This is a genomic window from Bartonella sp. Raccoon60 (genome assembly GCF_002022585.1).
Classification (GTDB): Bacteria; Pseudomonadota; Alphaproteobacteria; order Rhizobiales; family Rhizobiaceae; genus Bartonella; species Bartonella rochalimae.
Genome location: NZ_CP019786.1, coordinates 348,104 through 366,930 on the forward strand (window position 1 = coordinate 348,104; position 18,827 = coordinate 366,930).

An 18,827-nucleotide genomic window follows, 5' to 3' on the forward strand; every position below is an offset into this window, starting at 1 on the left:
ATTTTCATCGCTTTGGCTTGCGGTGTTTTATGAGAAGGAAAAAAAACATGACAATTAATCTGCACCGGCCAGATATCGCGGAATTGAAGCCACGTATTACCGTTTTTGGTGTTGGAGGTGGTGGCGGAAATGCCGTGAATAATATGATAAATGCTGGTCTTCAGGGAGTTGGCTTTGTTGTTGCTAATACAGATGCACAGGCTTTGGCTATGTCAAAAGCTGAACGTGTGATCCAGCTAGGTGCAGCAGTAACAGAAGGTTTAGGTGCTGGTGCTTTGCCAGAAGTTGGTCAAGCTGCTGCAGATGAATGTATCGATGAAATTATCGATCATCTTGCAGATTCTCATATGGTTTTTATTACAGCAGGTATGGGTGGAGGCACGGGAACCGGAGCCGCACCTGTTGTTGCTAATGCGGCACGTGAAAAAGGTATTTTGACTGTTGGTGTTGTGACGAAGCCTTTCCAATTTGAAGGTGCACGTCGAATGAAGACAGCAGAAGCTGGCATAGAAGAATTACAAAAATCGGTTGATACATTAATCGTTATTCCGAATCAAAATCTTTTTCGTATTGCGAACGAAAAAACAACATTTTCTGATGCTTTTGCTATGGCCGACCAAGTTCTTTATTCTGGTGTTGCTTCTATTACAGATTTGATGATTAAAGAAGGATTGATTAACCTTGATTTTGCAGATGTTCGTTCTGTTATGCATGAAATGGGTCGTGCAATGATGGGAACTGGAGAGGCATCTGGTGATGGACGTGCTTTGGCTGCTGCTGAAGCTGCTATTGCAAATCCGTTGTTAGATGACACTTCTATGCGTGGAGCCCGTGGCCTTTTGATTTCCATTACGGGTGGTCGTGATATGACCTTGTTTGAAGTGGATGAGGCGGCTAATCGTATTAGAGAAGAAGTTGATGCTGATGCAAATGTTATCTTTGGTGCTATTGATGATGAGTCACTTGAGGGTGTTATTCGTGTATCGGTGGTTGCTACTGGTATTGATCGTGAGATTAATGATATAATACAACCTTCACATCCTAAATTTCATCGGCCTGTAGCTTCAATGCGTAAAAATGATACTGGAGTAACGCAGACTGCTTCTCAGTCATCATCATCTTTGCGTTCTGAATCAATGGTAGAAGTTATAGAAGCGCTAGAAGTAGAAATGAAACAGCCAATTGAAGAGCCATTTTGTCCAAAAAGTCAATTTTTTGTGCAGACTACAGATACAACATATACTCCACGAACTGTAAACACTGCTCCTTATGGGCAAAATATACATGCAAAGACATCAAGTTCACTACGTATGCAGGCTGGTTGTGTTTCTCAACAGCCTATGGCTAGAGCAGTGGGAATGGAAGCAACAGCACATGTTCTTGATGACAAGGTTGGAGTTGCAGAACAGAAGAAAAAACAAGTGCAAACACAATCTTGTTCAACGCCGGTGCGTATGCCTGAGTTAAAAGATTTTCCGTCTTCTATTCGGAGTCAAAGTACAAATTTTTCTAGTGTCGATCAAGGACCACGTAATCTTTGGCAGCGTTTGAAACAAAGTTTGACGTATCGTGAAGAAATTGAACCAGAAGCTCGGTTAGAGCCTGCTGTCAATTCTTCTTCGCATAAAGATTTTCATATTTCTAGTGCCAATCCTCAGGATCTTTCTCAAGATACTTCTGTTTATATGCCTCGTTACTCTACCGAGTCGCAGCAACCTGCATCGCAGGATCAAAACATTTGTATCAGTGAAGAGGACGAGTTGGAAATACCAGCGTTTTTGCGTCGTCAAGCAAATTAATGTATAGAAAATTGAAATAAGAGAACTCTATATTTCTATCCATCATACAATGGAAGCTTTATTATAGTAAAATTTGTGGAGTTTTTATAGAAAATAATAAATCCATTCATTAAATGGGTTTATTATTTATTGTAGAGATAATTTTTGATAGTCTTATGAAGATTCCAAAAAATTATTAAGAATATTAATGAAGTGGTATTATTAATTGGGACAGAAATATCAATCGACTCTTAAAGATACATTAATATTTGAAGGGTGTGGTGTTCATAGTGGACATTTATCTGTTATGAAGATTGAGCCAGCTGATATTGAATGTGGTATTGTTTTTAAGCGTTATGGCATAGATGGAAAAGAGCAAATATTTCCAGCGCATGCATCGCAAGTTGGAGCAACTGAATTATCAACAGTGCTTGGACATGGAGATATAAGAGTTGAGACAATTGAACATTTGATGGCCGCAATTGCTGCGTATAATCTGGATAATCTCATCATTGAGGTGTCAAGTAATGAAGTTCCTATTTTGGATGGTGCTTCATGGCATTATTGTCAAGGTTTTGAAAAGATAGGTATTGTTCAGCAAACAGCATTGCGATCTTATTTTGTTATAAAAAAACCAGTGCGTGTTGAAACAGCAAGTGGTATGGCTGAGTTTTTACCATTTGAGGGGTGTCGTTTTGATGTTACAATTTCTTTTCCTACTCCTGTTATTGGCAAACAACATTTGAGCTTTGATCTTACTGCACAAGGGTTTAAAAATGATTTGTCTTGTGCACGCACTTTTGGTTTTGTGAAGGATGTGGAAAAATTATGGACTTCTGGAAGAGGAATAGGCTCTTCTTTAGAAAACTCTCTTATTATTGGTCTTGATGATCAAATTATTAATCCAGCTGGCGCTTATTTTGAAAATGAGTTTGTTCGACACAAAATGCTTGATGCTATTGGTGATACTGCTTTACTTGGTGCACCTTTTATTGGATTATTCCGTTCTTATTGTAGTGGGCATGCTCTTAATTCAAAATTAGTTAAGGCTGTTTTACAGGACGAATCGTGTTACGAAAAAAGCAATATGTAAGTAGGAAAAAAATAAAATTTACTTTATTTTATATAATTTAAAGGCGGATTATAGATTTAAAGTATATAGATTTTGTTAGTCGTTTTGAAAACGATATGATACAAAATTTAATGAGTATTTTTCTGTAAAATGATATTTTCTGGAGGCTGAGAGATTATGAAAAAACCTGATAAGTATATTGGGAATATAGCGCATAGAAAATTGACCATTGTACGCAAAGTTTTGATTGGGGTTCTTTTAGGAGGAACTTGCTTTTTGGCAGGTTGTTTAGGTAAAGGAAAAAATATCCTTGATCCATCTATGCATGTTTTAAAAATAGATCCACCAGATGTTTTATATAATCAAGCACTTGCTAATCTTGATGTGGGGCGGCTTAGTGAAGCAGCAAAAAAGTTTGCTATTATTGAAAAACAATATGCTTATACTGATTGGGGTCGTAAATCGTTAATAATGGGTGCTTTTACAAATTATCGGTTAGCTAAGTATGATGATGCAATTTCTATGGCACAGCATTATATTTCTCTTTATCCGCTAGCGGATGATTCTGCCTATGCTTACTATATTATTGGTCTCTCTTCTTTCCGTCGGATTCCTGATGTTACACGTGATCAGCAGGATACGAAGCGTGCTATTGCTGCTATGCAGGTTTTGATAGAGCGCTATCCAGAATCAGAGTATGTCAGCGATGCTAAGGCTAAAATACGTTTTGGCCGAGAGCAATTAGCTGGTAAGGAAATGCAGATTGGTCGTTATTATGAAGAAGGTCAGCGATATTTAGCAGCAAGTAGAAGATTTCGTACTGTGATTGAAGAATATCCAGATACAAATCAGATTGAAGAAGCACTTTTCCGATTGACAGAAGTTAATTTTGCTCTTGGTTTAACTATGGAAGCGCAGACAGCCGCAGCGATTTTGGGGCGAAATTATCCAGAAAGTAAATGGTATAAATTTTCTTATGATTTACTGCAAAAGAATAGTATATCGCCTAAAGAGCACAAATCTTCTTGGATTTCTCGTGCTTTGAGTGGCAATAAGAGCAAGGTGAATTAATTTCATATGTTGGTCCAGCTTTCGATTCATAATATTGTTTTAATCGAAAGACTTGATATTCATTTTACAGAAGGTTTGTCCGTTTTAACTGGGGAGACTGGAACGGGGAAATCTATTTTGCTTGACTCTCTATCGTTGGCTCTTGGTGGACGTGGAGATTCTTCCCTTGTGCGTCATGGTATGACACAGGGGCAAGTAACGGCTGTTTTTAATGTTCCTGTTTCGCATCCTGTGCGGCGGCTGATATGTGAAAATGGTTTTGATTGTGAAGGTGATATCATTCTACGACGTGTACAATCGAGTGATGGTCGTAGTCGTGGTTTTCTGAATGATCAAGTGATTAGCATTACATTGATGCGCGATATTGGCCGTATGTTGGTCGAAATTCATGGACAACATGATGATCGTGCATTTGTTGATATTAGTACACATCGTCAATTATTAGATGCTTTTGGTGGTCTTGAAAGTGAAGTAGAAAATTTGCGCGAGTGCTATCGCATATGGCATACGTTAAAAGAACGTGTGCAACAACAACATGTTAAAGTTGAAAGTGCGGTACGTGAAGTTGATTATCTTCGTGCAAGTGTAGAAGAACTTGATAAGTTTGATTTTAAAGTTGATGAAGAAGATGCTTTGTCTCTTCGTCGGGCTGATATGCTTAAATTAGAAAAGATAGCAACAGATATTAGAGAGGCTGATGATCTCTTAGGAGGTTCAAAATCACCAATCCCTGTTCTTGCTAATTTGGTAAGACGTTTGGAGCGGAAAATTCCTGAAGCGCAGGATTTGATTATACCTATAGTGAAATCTATTGACGATGCATTGCGTGCACTCACAACAGCGCAAGATTGTATTGAAGCTGCAATGCAAGCATTGGATTTTGATACTAACGAGTTAGAACGAATAGAAGAACGTCTTTTTGCACTTCGAGGCTTTTCTCGCAAATATCATGTTTCTGGAGATGAACTTGCTCAGTTGTGCGATAAAATGTGTGCTGAACTGGCTGATTTTGATTCTGCTCAAGCAACACTCGTTCATTTAGAGACTGAAGCTCAAAAAGCGCAAAAAGAGTACGATATATTGGCACAAGCGCTTTCGATAAAACGTCAAGAAGTAGCGCGTCGTTTATCTTCAAGCGTTATGGATGAGCTACCAGCGTTGAAATTGGAGAAAGCAGAATTTATCGTTGAAATACAGAGTGATGCTGAAAAATATAGTCCAGATGGTATTGATCGTGTTGAATATTGGGTGCGTACAAACCCTGGAACACGAGCAGGGCCGATATTAAGTGTGGCTTCTGGTGGTGAATTGTCTCGTTTTTTATTAGCATTGAAGGTTGTATTAGCTGATCGTGGATCAGCACCAACATTAATCTTTGATGAAATTGATACAGGTGTTGGTGGAGCTGTTGCTGCTGCAATTGGACAACGATTGCTGCGTTTATCAAAAAATATTCAAGTTTTTGCTGTCACGCATGCACCGCAGGTAGCATCTAAGGCCCATAATCATTTTTTGATTTCAAAGGTTGAAAGCGGCGATACAGGATGCTTTGTTACGAGTGTTAATAAAATAGAAACTCACGAACGTGCAGAAGAAATTGCACGCATGTTAGCAGGAGAACAAGTTACTGAAGAAGCACGTGCAGCAGCCCAAAAGCTTTTAGCGCAGACATAATTAAGAAGTAATGAAAATACTAACAAACAGATGTTCATTTAGATTCTTTTTATAATAATCATTGGGATTTGTGTATAATCATCATTCAAGATTTGGAATAGAATTTATGGACAAAAATGTGATTAAAAACTTAACCGCTCTTGAAGCAGCAAGTGAGTTGGAATGGTTGGCAAAAGAAATTGCACATCATGATGTGTTGTATCATCGTGATGACCAGCCTGAAATTTCTGATGCAGAATATGATGCTCTTTGTCGTCGTAATGAGGAAATTGAAGCTCTTTTTCCTGAATTAATTCGTGCGGACTCTCCTTCATCTAAAATTGGTGCACCGATTTCTGAAAAATTTGAAAAATCTATTCATGCACAGCCAATGCTGTCTTTGGATAATGCATTTAATTTTGAAGATGTTAGTGAATTTATTGAACGTATTCGTCGTTTTTTACGATTGCCAGAAACACAGACAATAGAAATGACAGCCGAACCAAAAATTGACGGTTTATCTTTATCTTTACGCTATGAGGCAGGAAAACTTGTACGTGCTATAACGCGTGGAAATGGATCCATAGGTGAAAATGTCACTACAAATGCGCGAACAATTGCTGATATTCCAGAGATTTTACAGGGTAATTTTCCTGATATTATTGAGGTTCGTGGTGAAGTTTATATGGGACAGAAAGATTTTCAGTTACTCAATATTAACCAACAGAAAGAAGGGAAGTTAGTTTTCGCAAATCCTAGAAATGCAGCAGCTGGTTCCTTACGTCAGCTTGATTCACGGATAACCGCTAGCAGAAATCTTAAATTTTTTGCTTATGCTTGGGGTGAAGTAAGTGAAATGCCTGCTGAAAGCCAAATAGGAATGATGAAAAAGCTTAAAGAATATGGCTTTATTATTAATCCATTAACAAAGGTTTTTGAAAAAGTAGAAGATCTTATTTCATATTATCATTCTATCGAAGAATGTCGTCAATCACTAGATTATGATATTGATGGGATTGTTTATAAAGTTAATGATTTAATGCTCCAAACGCGTTTAGGGTTTGTTGCTCGTTCACCACGTTGGGCAATTGCACATAAATTTCCAGCAGAAAAAGCTATAGCATTTTTAGAAGATATTGATATTCAGGTAGGTCGAACTGGGGCATTAACCCCTGTTGCTCGTCTTACACCTATTACTGTAGGTGGGGTTGTCATTACTAATGCAAGTTTGCACAATGAAGATTATATTAAAGGAATCGGTCATAAGGGTGAGCTAATTCGTGAAGGACGTGATATCCGTGTGGGCGATACTGTGATTATACAACGTGCTGGCGATGTGATTCCCCAAATTGTCGATGTCCTTGTTGAAAAGCGTTCAAAAGATACTCCTGCTTTTATTTTTCCTCACGTATGTCCTGTTTGTGGGAGTCATGCTGTTCGTGAAGAAGGTGAAACAGTTCGCCGATGTACGGGTGGACTTATTTGCTCCGCACAAGCAATTGAGCGAATTTGTCATTTTGTTTCGCGTAATGCCTTTGATATTGAAGGATTTGGTAGAAAACAAGTGGAATTTTTTTTTCATGCTCAAGATAAAACGCTTTGTATTCGTTCGCCGGTGGATATTTTCACTTTACAACGACGTCAAGAGAATTCTTTGAGACGTTTGGAAAATATGGAAGGTTTTGGAGTTGTTTCAGTTCGTAAACTTTATAATGCTATTAATGCTCGTCGTGAAATTTCTTTAAGTCGTTTTTTGTTTGCGTTAGGCATTCGTCACATTGGTGAGGTTAAGGCACAACGTCTTGCTCGTGCTTACCAAAATTACATTGCTTTTGAAACTGCAGCGATGACGGCTATTATGCCGCCTGATAAAAACAGTGAAGGTAATGAGATTTGGAAGGAATTAACCAATATTGAGGGAATTGGATCTCGTGTTGGTGAAGCGATTATTGATTTTTATCAGGAGGTGCATAACCGTGATGTTTTATCGGCCTTACTTAAGGAAGTAACTCCTCTTCATGAAGCGCCTATTGCAATAGATTATTCACCAATAGTAGGGAAAATCGTTGTTTTTACGGGAAATTTGGAGCATATGTCAAGGGACGAAGCAAAGTCCTTGGCAGAACGGTTAGGTGCTAAGACATCGAATTCTATTTCTAAAAAGACTGATCTTCTTGTTGCAGGTTTCGGAGCAGGATCGAAACTAGTTAAAGCACAGCAATTAGGTATTGAGGTTCTGGATGAAAAAAACTGGCTCAAGTTAATTGATGGGCATTATATTGAGAATTTTCATCTCAAACAGTGATTCCCATAATGTTATTATCATTGTCCTTTGGAGTTATGGGCGGTTATGGTCAGCTCTCTCTTCATCCTCGTGCAGTTAAACACAGTCAAAAGAGTGTTTTTGATAAATGGTCAGGCAAGCTTTATGCGAATTTGGATCATGATACAGGCTTTTATGCGAATGGCTTTCTCTCGTATGATTTTTTTAAGGGCGACGTTGTCACTCTTTCTCGTGGAAAAACAGCAGAATTAAAAGGGAGACTTTTGAATGCTGCTTTATCGGGTGGTCAGGCCATTATCACAGGCTATCATGGTTTTATTGTTGAGCCACAGCTTCAAGTTATTTACCAGTCTCTCCTGTTTGATGAAGCGCGTGATATTGATCGGTTTGATATTGATTTAGGAAAGCATGATCAATTGATAGGGCGGATAGGTGGTCGTTTAATAAAAGCTTTTGCTTCTTCCGAAAAGGGACATGTTGTTTCCTTTTATAGTAAACTTCATGTTGCGCATAGTTATGAAAAGAAGCGGATAGTGCATTTTAAAGATGCATTTCAGTTAGGTGCATTCGGTTCTACAGTTGAAACAGGTGCGGGTGTTCATGCCCAATTGTCTAATGCTATAGCACTTCATGGTGATTTGCTATACCAACATAAATTAACCAAAGCTGGCTTTTCTGGAATTAGTGTTTCGGGTAGCTTGCGTTATCAATTTTAAAAGCAAGGATTGGTTTTATATTTGTCAGTTTTGCTTAAGTCCTAGAAAATTTGGTTGATAAAGCTTTAGCTCTGATTTCTAGGAATGAGAGTATTTTATTTTGCACTCTATTTATAGAATGAAAATGAGTTTTTTGAAGATTTCTTTAGATTAGATATTTAATTTAAAGGTGTCTTTACTCTCAAAGAGGCATTGTAGCTTTTTTCAGCCATTTTTTATCTTCTTTATCAAGGTAGGGTGCATTAACTTGATAAACACAGGCATGATAGTCGTTAAGCCATTGTTTCTCTTGTGTCGTTAAAAGCTCTATCAGAATTAATTGTCGATCAATAGGACAATATGTGAGCGTTTCAAATGATAGCATATCTATATCGCCATTAGTAATTTTTTGTGCTGGTTTGACAATCATCAAATTTTCAATACGAATACCAAAAGCTTTTTCACGGTAATATCCAGGTTCGTTAGAGATAATCATACCGGGAATAAGTTCTTGGCTTCCATAGCGTGAGAGATTTTGTGGTCCTTCATGAACAGAGAGGTAAGAACCAACTCCATGGCCAGTGCCATGTGCATAATCAAAACCAGCTTTCCATAAAGCATTACGTGCTAAAACATCAATATCTTGTCCGCGTGTCCCTTTCGGAAATCTTGCACTTGAAAGAGCAATCATGCCTTTGAGAACAAGGGTAAAACAGCGCTTTTCTTCTTCTCCAATGTTTCCAATCGCTACCGTACGAGTCACATCTGTTGTGCCCTCTCGATATTGTCCACCTGAATCAACAAGATAAAGTTCACCTGCATTCAGTCGTTTATTTGTCTGAGTGGTTACACGATAATGAATAATTGCACCATTTTTACCTGCTGCTGAAATCGTATCAAAGGAAAGATCTTCGAGTTTCATTCCCATTTCTTGTGTTGTTATAATACGAAATTTTTCTAATTTTTTAGCAGCTGAAATTTCATCAATTGTACCTGGTATTTGTCTATCGAGCCAGGACAAAAAACGAGTAAGAGCTATACCATCACATAAATGTGCTCTGCGTGAACCATTGAGCTCTGTAGTATTTTTAATGGCACGTGGTAAGATAACAGGATCCCTTAGTCTAACGAAAGACCCTCCTGTATCTTCAATAACAGTACGTAACTTTTCGCACGTTAAAAATGGATCTAAAGCAAAAACAGTACCTTGTTGAACATGATCTTTGATATTTGAAATAAGTTCTTCTGGTTCATATAGTTTTGCATAACTTTTTAGGTACTGTCTTTGCTTACTACCAACTTTTTTACTATCAATAAATAAGATTGGTTTTTCTGTAATTGAAATGATAGCAAAACAAAGGGAAAAGGGAGAATTAGAAACATCTTTGCCACGTATATTGAATGTCCATGCAATAGAAGACGGATCTGTAAAAATAAAAGCATTTGCACCAGATTGCTTTATGTTTTTGCGAATTTGTGATAGCTTTTCATTGGTGCTGCACCCTGTATATTTGAGAGGATGAATTGATAAAGGAGTTTGTGGATATTTGGGTTGATCATTCCAAATAAGATCAATGAGGTTGGTTTCACTTTCTATAAGTTTCCCACCTATTTTCAATTCTAATGCTTGCCTCAATATAGCTGTAGCATTAATAGTATGAAGCCATGGATCAAAACCAATTGAAAGTTTTTGTTTATTTTTCTCGAGCCATTGTGCTGGTGAGCAGATTGCTAAATCTTCATAATTAAAGATACAGGAATCTGTTTGTTGACGGACTTGAAGTTTATAACGCCCATCTGTAAATATAATAGCCTGATCTTTTAAAATCAATGCTATACCAGCTGATCCAGTGAAACCAGTAAGCCAACCAAGACGTTGAGCATGTTTAGGAACATATTCTCCTTGATGTTCATCTGTATGCGGTACTAAAAAGCCATCTAGTCCAAAGTGATCAATTTTTTTACGAAGAGCCGCAACGCGTTTTGCAGCATAAGTGGGATTTGTGCTTATTTCAAAAGATTGATACATAAAGATGTTCTTTTCTTTTATTTCAGATGCAAAGTAATCCACCCTTGTTGGGAATATGTTTCAATATGTTTTAAACCTTGTTTTACGTAAGCTTTTAAAACATCATCATGCTGCTCTTCAATAATTCCAGATAGTATAATAGATCCACCTTTTCGCAATGCTTGCACCATATTATGTGCAAGCTCGATTAAAGGGTTTGCAAGAATATTAGCAACAATAAGATCAAAGGGAGCGCGTGATGCGACTTTATTATCGCTAAAACCTGTAATTGTAATAGCTGTAACATAGTCTGTAACACCATTAAATCTGATATTTTGTTGTGCAACTTTAATAGCTATTGGATCTATATCAGCTGCAAGCACAACAATAGGTTTAAGCATCGCGATACCAATAGCTAATATTCCACTACCTGTACCGATATCAAGGGCATTTTTCGGGTTTTCATTTTGTATTACTTTGGTAATCATTTCTAAGCAGCCAAATGTCGTTCCATGATGACCTGTACCAAAAGCTTGATTAGCTTCAATTTCGATAGGCAAAACATTAGGTGGAATGTTTTGTCGTTCATGGCTACCGTGAATAAAAAAAGGACCAGCACATACCGGTTTCAATTCTGCAAGACTTTTTTTTACCCAATCAATATTAGGCAAGATTTCTATATTAATTTTATGTGGATCTATTGCAAGAATGCTTGAAAAACGTTGAGAAGCACTTTTCTGATTTTTTTGATCAACATAGAGTGAAATCTCATAAATAGCATTTTTATCGTCTATTTCTGCAAGAGCAAGAGGATAACCTTCCTCTTCAAAGGCTACTTCCATACGAGCGTAAAATTTCTCTGCTTCATTTTTAAGAGCTGTCCAATATAGACGAATTTGTTGTGACATACTATTTTTTATTAGTGGAACTTGAAACGAGCTTTTTAAGCCGTGTAATAGCAATATCGTCTTTTAATTTATTCTCGTTTTCTTCAACATTATATGGAATAATTCCGGCTAGTTTACCACCTTTTTTTAGCAAAAAAATGGCAGCTGTGTGGTTATAGGTATAGTTGCTGTCATCTGTTCCGATTACTTTTTCAGAAACAATATTAAAAGAGGCAACCATCTTATGAACCGCGTTAGGATCTCCACTTATACCAATAATTTTATCAGTAAAATTGCTTAAATATTCATGAAGCACCTCTGGTGTATCGCGTTCAGGATCAACCGTGACAAACCATACACCCAATCTATCTGCATCTGGACCAATTTCCATAAGCCACCGATTAAGATCCATAAGTGTAGTAGGGCAATTATCAGGGCACATAGTATAACCAAAAAAGATTACTGCAGGTTTATCTCGTATGTCGGCTTCAGTGACGATTTTACCATTAGAAGCAACGAGCGTAAAATTCTCACCTAAAGGCTTATTTCTAAACGCATCATAGGTGAAAACACCAGCAAGAAATATAACAGTTAGTCCTAGTATCCGTATTATATTTTTCATAAATTAACTCTTTACATATACAAAAACTATAGCAATTATAACTTAATTTTGCAATCACTGTTTTGGATAAAAAGTGTGTATGTTGATGAGTACCCAAAAATATATAAACAAAGAGATATTTTATCTAGATAAAATTGCATACTACCGTTTCGTATATTTTATTGCAAAAGCAATATGTGAAAAATGAATAGGTATTCGAAAGAATTTTTTGTATTTAAGTGTAAAGTTTAACTTTATTTATATTTATTCAATAAATGTTAATAGATAAGTTCAATATGTGAAAAACTTATGTTATGATAATAACTTGAAATGTGTTTATCTATTTAGTATAATCCATAATGTATTCAGTTTATTTTGAAAGATTATTGGTATTTTAATGTTGCGCGTTTCTTTCTTTCTTTCTTTCTTTCTTTCTTTCTTTCTTTCTATTCCTTTAGCTAGTCCTTCTGATCCTGTTAGTTCGTCTGAATCTGTTAAGAAGTGTCAGAAAAGTGGAGCTGCGAAGAAAGGTAAATCTTCTTCAAGTCAGAAGACCACTATGAAATTGGGTAGCCGTACTTTCATTGTGAAAGAGTGTAAAGAAAGTGTAAATGAACGGATAAGTAACCAAACATATCAAATGAGAAATAATTCTAAACGGAATATGAGAAATAATTCTAAACAGAATAAAAGTAGTAAGAAAAACAGTGAAACTTCTGAAACCAATGGAGTAATTGGTATATATTCGAGTTCGAGTGATGAAGAGAATAAAAAAAATACGACTAGTGATGTTAATGTAAATAGAGTGCAAATTCTAGGCCCCGTACGCAGTGATAATGATATTTATATTGGTATACTGCTCGGGGAATGGGGAACAATTATTGCTAATGAATTGACCTTAAAAGACCTAACGATAGGTATTTCTGTTGTAGAAAATAGTTCGGTAAACGCAGATAAGACATTGATAAGTAATAATAAGATTGCTGTTAAAGCTAAGGGTTCAAGTTCTATAGTTGAGCTATTGGATACAAATATTTTAGTATTAAAAGGGGATAAAGGTCTTTTCACTACAAAAGGCGGCTCGATTCAAATGCAGGGTATAGATAAATCGGATGCAGGCATTAATTTTATCGAAGGTTACGCAGTTTATATGAATACAGGAGAGGTTTCTTTAGAGAAAGTTAATATTATTAATGATAATACTTCTGGCCAGACGAACGAGAATGTAGGTTATAGTAGTAGTGCTGCCGTTTATATGCATCCACAGAGTACTTTTGAGATGAAGGAAGGGAAAGTTCATCTCAAAAGTGGGAATGGATTTGTGTTTGACTTTTTACCATATGAGGCTACAGAAGATTATGAGACAGCAGATGAAGATGAGAGTGACGATGAAGAAGATGATGATGAGGAGAAGAAAGAGAATGTAAATCTTGAAAATGTAGACATTAAAATAGAGGGTGATAAATATTATGGCATGTATGGAGTACCTTCTGTTAGTGATAGCGAGGGCGGGGAGCTCGCTGTTAGTGATAGCCAGGGCAAGGGGCTCGAAAGATTCGCAACTATTTCTTTGAAAAAAACAAATTTTATTGTTCCTAATGGTACCGCTATTTATAATGGTGTTGAGGCGGAGCTTACTTTTAATTTATCAGATACAAAACTTTCCGGTGGTCTTTTGCTAGAAGGTACTAGCGGGATTATAAACATTAAAGCTAATAACTCACAGCTCGAAGGGGGTGCTTTAATTTCTGGTTCAGCTGAAGCGCGTTTGAAATTAGAGAATAACTCGATGTGGACTTTAACAAAAAGAAAATCACGGGGTGATCGAGGGAATGAGGGAACTGATAATAATAAATCATTTATTTCTACTGTGACACTTAAGAATAGTAAAATTATTTTTGAAAAGCCAAGCGATAATGTTTATCAAACACTCTCTATTGGCACAGGGAATAGTCTTGTTTATACAACAGAGGGTAATGCGGAGCTTTATCTTAATAGTTATTTAGATCAAAGTAACTCGGATACAGATCGGCTTTTAATCGATGGTGATGTATCTGGTGTTACTGTAGTTTCTGTTTCTACAACAGTAGGAGATCTAGGAGATAAAACGGGTTCAGGTAATACCCAGGGTGTTTCGCTTATTCAAGTTTCAGGTACAGCGCAAGAAGATTCCTTCAAACTGAAGGATGATTATATTACAGCAGATAATTTACCTTATCAGTATGTTCTTTCTGCGTATGGTCCAAGTTCCCAATTAGGGCAAGCGGATCCAGGACAAAAGTTGGTTGGTCAGAATGGAAAAGAAGGTGAGCACTCTAGTAGTAATTTTTGGGATTATCGGCTGCAAAGTAAATATATTACTCCATCAGAACCGGAACCAGTGCAACCAGCACCATCGCCAGAACCACCAGTGCCCTCAGAACCTGAGGATCCGATAAAACCAGATTTACCTGTAAAAAGAGTACCGGCAGTTGTGCCACAACTCCCAAGTTATTTGCTTTTACCTCATGCTTTATTTCATACAGGTTTGGTCGATGTAAGTAATCAACATGAACTGTTGGAAATCATGCAAAGTGCTTTTCATGAAGCGGCTAAAAAGAGCAAGACAAACTTTTTCATCCGTGGTTATGGCAGTAACCATAGTTATACTTCCAATTTGTCTGTTTTTGAATATGGTTATGGAGCTGATCTTGACTATAATAATGCGACAGTAGGAATTGTATTCAATACATTAGAGAGTAAAGATAGTACTTCGTCCTTTGGAGTTATGGGCGGTTATGGTCAGCTCTCTCTTCATCCTCGTGCAGTTAAACACAGTCAAAAGAGTGTTTTTGATAAATGGTCAGGCAAGCTTTATGCGAATTTGGATCATGATACAGGCTTTTATGCGAATGGCTTTCTCTCGTATGATTTTTTTAAGGGCGACGTTGTCACTCTTTCTCGTGGAAAAACAGCAGAATTAAAAGGGAGACTTTTGAATGCTGCTTTATCGGGTGGTCAGGCCATTATCACAGGCTATCATGGTTTTATTGTTGAGCCACAGCTTCAAGTTATTTACCAGTCTCTCCTGTTTGATGAAGCGCGTGATATTGATCGGTTTGATATTGATTTAGGAAAGCATGATCAATTGATAGGGCGGATAGGTGGTCGTTTAATAAAAGCTTTTGCTTCTTCCGAAAAGGGACATGTTGTTTCCTTTTATAGTAAACTTCATGTTGCGCATAGTTATGAAAAGAAGCGGATAGTGCATTTTAAAGATGCATTTCAGTTAGGTGCATTCGGTTCTACAGTTGAAACAGGTGCGGGTGTTCATGCCCAATTGTCTAATGCTATAGCACTTCATGGTGATTTGCTATACCAACATAAATTAACCAAAGCTGGCTTTTCTGGAATTAGTGTTTCGGGTAGCTTGCGTTATCAATTTTAAAAGCAAGGATTGGTTTTATATTTGTCAGTTTTGCTTAAGTCCTAGAAAATTTGGTTGATAAAGCTTTAGCTCTGATTTCTAGGAATGAGAGTATTTTATTTTGCACTCTATTTATAGAATGAAAATGAGTTTTTTGAAGATTTCTTTAGATTAGATATTTAATTTAAAGGTGTCTTTACTCTCAAAGAGGCATTGTAGCTTTTTTCAGCCATTTTTTATCTTCTTTATCAAGGTAGGGTGCATTAACTTGATAAACACAGGCATGATAGTCGTTAAGCCATTGTTTCTCTTGTGTCGTTAAAAGCTCTATCAGAATTAATTGTCGATCAATAGGACAATATGTGAGCGTTTCAAATGATAGCATATCTATATCGCCATTAGTAATTTTTTGTGCTGGTTTGACAATCATCAAATTTTCAATACGAATACCAAAAGCTTTTTCACGGTAATATCCAGGTTCGTTAGAGATAATCATACCGGGAATAAGTTCTTGGCTTCCATAGCGTGAGAGATTTTGTGGTCCTTCATGAACAGAGAGGTAAGAACCAACTCCATGGCCAGTGCCATGTGCATAATCAAAACCAGCTTTCCATAAAGCATTACGTGCTAAAACATCAATATCTTGTCCGCGTGTCCCTTTCGGAAATCTTGCACTTGAAAGAGCAATCATGCCTTTGAGAACAAGGGTAAAACAGCGCTTTTCTTCTTCTCCAATGTTTCCAATCGCTACCGTACGAGTCACATCTGTTGTGCCCTCTCGATATTGTCCACCTGAATCAACAAGATAAAGTTCACCTGCATTCAGTCGTTTATTTGTCTGAGTGGTTACACGATAATGAATAATTGCACCATTTTTACCTGCTGCTGAAATCGTATCAAAGGAAAGATCTTCGAGTTTCATTCCCATTTCTTGTGTTGTTATAATACGAAATTTTTCTAATTTTTTAGCAGCTGAAATTTCATCAATTGTACCTGGTATTTGTCTATCGAGCCAGGACAAAAAACGAGTAAGAGCTATACCATCACATAAATGTGCTCTGCGTGAACCATTGAGCTCTGTAGTATTTTTAATGGCACGTGGTAAGATAACAGGATCCCTTAGTCTAACGAAAGACCCTCCTGTATCTTCAATAACAGTACGTAACTTTTCGCACGTTAAAGTAGCCAAAGAAAATTACTGCAGTTTTGTTTCGGATGTAGACTTCAGTGACTACTTTGCCATTAGAAGCAGTGAGCGAAAATTCTCACCTAAAGGCTTATTTTAAAACGCGTTATAGGTGAAAACACTAACAAGAAATATAAATAATTTGTGCTGCGTAAAGAACATTTTGACACTTTTGGCAAAAAATTGTAGAAAAGCGGGATGTATAAGAGTAAAATTTTTAGTTTAGAGATTAAATTAAGAGAGTTTCTTGATGTCTAAAAAATATGAATCTGTAGATGGAAGCACAATAGTTGACAATAAGTTGAATCATACTAAAGCTGTTAAACGTTCTAAACATATCAGTTCAAATGATTTTGATGATTTGATTGGAAAGACTGAGAGTTTGTCAGATGAAGGGAAACTTCGGGTTGCTACTGCTAACGCTCAAGTATCTGAAGAAAATCAGATTAAATCCTATGATAAACTCAAGAAGTATGAACTTACAGACGAGGAGGTATCATACGGTTTTATTCAACTTTATCGCATTAGAGCCCTTAGGGATTTTGGAGATATAAAGGCAGGTGATCTAGGGGGATTTATTGAAGATGAATGCAATCTATCTCATGAAGGCAATTGTTGGGTTGGTGACTTTGCTCAAGTTTACCACAAAGCTCACGTTTCTGGTGATGCCATAATTTCTGATAATGCTACAGTTTGTGATTATGCTACCGTTTCTGGTGATGCCATAATTTCTGATAATGCTACAGTTTGTGATTATGCTACCGTTTCTGGTGATGCCATAATTTCTGATAATGCTGCAGTTTATAGTTATGCCAAGGTTTCTGGTAAGGCCAAGGTTTCTGGTAAGGCTAGCATTTCTGGTGCATCTGAGGTTTATGATGCTGCTAAGGTTTATGGTGCTGCTAAGGTTTATGGTAATGCCGAGGTTTATGGTAATGCCGAGGTTTATGGTAATACCGTAACTTATGGTGATGCTGAGGTTTATGATAATGCTAAGGTTTATGATAATGCTTTAGTTGAAGATTGTAAAGTTTTTGGTAATGCTAGGATTTTTGATAATGCTATAGTTATGAGTCAAGCTGAGATTTGTGATAGTGCAATGGTTTATGGGGATGCTGAGATTTGTGGTTCTAAGATTTGGCATAATGCCAAAGTTTATGAAAAAGCTCGGATTTTATATTATGCTAAGATTTTCGAAAACGCTAGGATTCATGGTAAGGCCTTCATTATTGATAATGTTCAAGTTTCTGGTAATGCTGAGATTTATGGTGATGCTCATCTTTGTAATAATGTCGTGATTTTTGGTAATGCTGCAGTTTATGATAAAGCTATAGTTAAAAATAACGCTAAGGTTTATGATAGTGCTAAAGTGTACGGAAACGCGAGGATTTGTGAGGATACGCAAGTTTATGGAAATGCTGAGGTTTATGATGATACTTTGATTATAGGTAATATTGAGATTTTTGGTAACGCTATGATTTTTGGTAATGCTAAGATTTACCATTGTGCTCAGATTTTTGGTAATGCTAAAGTTTTTGAAGCTGCGAAGGTTTATGGTACTGCTAAAATTTTTGAAGACGCTAAGATTTCTGGTCGTTCGATAGTTAGTGGTAATGCATATGTTTATGGTAAAGCTCAGATTATGGACAATTCTGTGATTTACGAAAATGCAAAAATTTATGATAATGCCAAAGTTGGTGATAAAATACAAGTTCGCGGGAATGTTGAAATGTGTGGTGATGTTGAGATTTTTGGTGACATAGAAATTTGTAACAATGATCAAATTAACAAAAAGAAAATTCGCAACAATATTAAAATTCGTAAACCTAAATCTAGATGGCGTTCTCTAAGCTTGTAGTAATATTAAAACTGTTAAAAATGTTATAGTTTACATAGAGTTGTAATTTAAGGTGTTGTTCATTGTACAAATAGAAGTCACACTTTTGTAAGATAGCATGAAATTTTATGGTTTTTTATGCTAAAAATCAGTAAAAAATTAAGTCGAAAATTTTTTCTTAGCATAGAACAGAGATTATCTGTTTAAACAATGAGCAGAGGATGCATGGTATTGTTCTGTTTTAACCAAAGTAACGGATTATCTTTATAAATCAACGATTTATAACTAAAATACAATTAAGTGATTGAAAGTTGAGCTTCTATAAAGTTGAGCTTCTATTTGGAAAGAT

General features: G+C 36.6%; 11 protein-coding genes and 1 pseudogene. 8 read left to right on the forward strand and 4 right to left on the reverse strand.

Features of this window, described 5'->3' with window-relative positions:
• Positions 1–47 precede the first annotated feature (47 nt).
• From ftsZ to Bra60_RS01410, 6 genes are all read left to right on the forward strand, one after another.
• Positions 48–1,799 carry a cell division protein FtsZ gene (ftsZ, locus tag Bra60_RS01385; RefSeq protein WP_078688376.1) on the forward strand — a complete coding sequence of 584 codons (1,752 nt, stop codon included), beginning with the start codon at positions 48–50 and terminating at the stop codon, positions 1,797–1,799.
• A 205-nt stretch (positions 1,800–2,004) separates the two neighbouring features.
• Positions 2,005–2,871 carry a UDP-3-O-acyl-N-acetylglucosamine deacetylase gene (lpxC, locus tag Bra60_RS01390; protein WP_078688377.1) on the forward strand — a complete coding sequence of 289 codons (867 nt, stop codon included), beginning with the start codon at positions 2,005–2,007 and terminating at the stop codon, positions 2,869–2,871.
• A gap of 156 nt (positions 2,872–3,027) precedes the next feature.
• Positions 3,028–3,921, forward strand: coding sequence for an outer membrane protein assembly factor BamD (locus Bra60_RS01395; protein ID WP_035006174.1), 894 nt, complete (start codon positions 3,028–3,030; stop codon positions 3,919–3,921).
• A gap of 6 nt (positions 3,922–3,927) precedes the next feature.
• A complete protein-coding gene (gene recN, locus Bra60_RS01400) occupies positions 3,928–5,595 on the forward strand; it encodes a DNA repair protein RecN (protein ID WP_078688378.1) in 1,668 nt (555 codons plus the stop codon).
• A gap of 106 nt (positions 5,596–5,701) precedes the next feature.
• Entirely contained in the window at positions 5,702–7,879 is a 2,178-nt protein-coding gene (ligA, locus tag Bra60_RS01405) for an NAD-dependent DNA ligase LigA (protein WP_078688379.1), read from the forward strand.
• A gap of 8 nt (positions 7,880–7,887) precedes the next feature.
• Positions 7,888–8,574, forward strand: coding sequence for an autotransporter outer membrane beta-barrel domain-containing protein (locus Bra60_RS01410; RefSeq protein ID WP_078698010.1), 687 nt, complete (start codon positions 7,888–7,890; stop codon positions 8,572–8,574).
• A gap of 181 nt (positions 8,575–8,755) precedes the next feature.
• On the opposite strand, the gene Bra60_RS01415 is transcribed toward Bra60_RS01410, so the two are convergent.
• From Bra60_RS01415 to Bra60_RS01425, 3 genes are read right to left on the reverse strand one after another with little or no spacing between them, the layout of a single operon-like run.
• Positions 8,756–10,582: an aminopeptidase P family protein gene (locus Bra60_RS01415; protein WP_078688381.1), complete on the reverse strand. Its 1,827-nt coding sequence runs from the start codon at positions 10,580–10,582 to the stop codon at positions 8,756–8,758.
• Between the two features lie 17 nt (positions 10,583–10,599).
• Positions 10,600–11,469, reverse strand: a complete 870-nt coding sequence (locus tag Bra60_RS01420) for a 50S ribosomal protein L11 methyltransferase (protein ID WP_078688382.1) — start codon at positions 11,467–11,469, stop codon at positions 10,600–10,602.
• 1 nt (position 11,470) lies between these two features.
• Positions 11,471–12,070, reverse strand: coding sequence for an SCO family protein (locus Bra60_RS01425; RefSeq protein WP_078698011.1), 600 nt, complete (start codon positions 12,068–12,070; stop codon positions 11,471–11,473).
• Between the two features lie 376 nt (positions 12,071–12,446).
• Here Bra60_RS01425 and Bra60_RS01430 point away from each other — a divergent pair, with 376 nt between their 5' ends.
• Positions 12,447–15,476 (forward strand): autotransporter outer membrane beta-barrel domain-containing protein, encoded by a 3,030-nt coding sequence (locus Bra60_RS01430; protein WP_236823956.1) that lies wholly within the window; start codon positions 12,447–12,449, stop codon positions 15,474–15,476.
• Between the two features lie 181 nt (positions 15,477–15,657).
• On the opposite strand, the pseudogene Bra60_RS01435 reads toward Bra60_RS01430, so the two are convergent.
• Positions 15,658–16,635 (reverse strand): annotated as a pseudogene (locus Bra60_RS01435) (M24B family metallopeptidase); the annotation flags it as partial.
• Positions 16,636–16,891: 256 nt separating this feature from the next.
• Here Bra60_RS01435 and Bra60_RS07345 point away from each other — a divergent pair.
• The gene (locus Bra60_RS07345) at positions 16,892–18,499 is read left to right on the forward strand and encodes a hypothetical protein (protein WP_194285025.1); all 1,608 of its coding nucleotides are present in this window, start codon (positions 16,892–16,894) and stop codon (positions 18,497–18,499) included.
• Positions 18,500–18,827 lie beyond the last annotated feature (328 nt).

What these genes read in the sequence shown, in the direction of transcription:
- Bra60_RS01395 (WP_035006174.1), top strand. Translation starts at nt 3,028, where the DNA reads ATGAAAAAACCTGATAAGTATATTGGGAATATAGCGCATAGAAAATTG.
- Bra60_RS07345 (WP_194285025.1), top strand. Translation starts at nt 16,892, where the DNA reads ATGTCTAAAAAATATGAATCTGTAGATGGAAGCACAATAGTTGACAAT.
- recN (WP_078688378.1), top strand. Translation starts at nt 3,928, where the DNA reads ATGTTGGTCCAGCTTTCGATTCATAATATTGTTTTAATCGAAAGACTT.
- Bra60_RS01415 (WP_078688381.1), bottom strand. Translation starts at nt 10,582, where the DNA reads ATGTATCAATCTTTTGAAATAAGCACAAATCCCACTTATGCTGCAAAA.
- Bra60_RS01420 (WP_078688382.1), bottom strand. Translation starts at nt 11,469, where the DNA reads ATGTCACAACAAATTCGTCTATATTGGACAGCTCTTAAAAATGAAGCA.
- Bra60_RS01425 (WP_078698011.1), bottom strand. Translation starts at nt 12,070, where the DNA reads ATGAAAAATATAATACGGATACTAGGACTAACTGTTATATTTCTTGCT.
- ftsZ (WP_078688376.1), top strand. Translation starts at nt 48, where the DNA reads ATGACAATTAATCTGCACCGGCCAGATATCGCGGAATTGAAGCCACGT.
- Bra60_RS01430 (WP_236823956.1), top strand. Translation starts at nt 12,447, where the DNA reads ATGTTGCGCGTTTCTTTCTTTCTTTCTTTCTTTCTTTCTTTCTTTCTT.
- ligA (WP_078688379.1), top strand. Translation starts at nt 5,702, where the DNA reads ATGGACAAAAATGTGATTAAAAACTTAACCGCTCTTGAAGCAGCAAGT.
- Bra60_RS01410 (WP_078698010.1), top strand. Translation starts at nt 7,888, where the DNA reads ATGTTATTATCATTGTCCTTTGGAGTTATGGGCGGTTATGGTCAGCTC.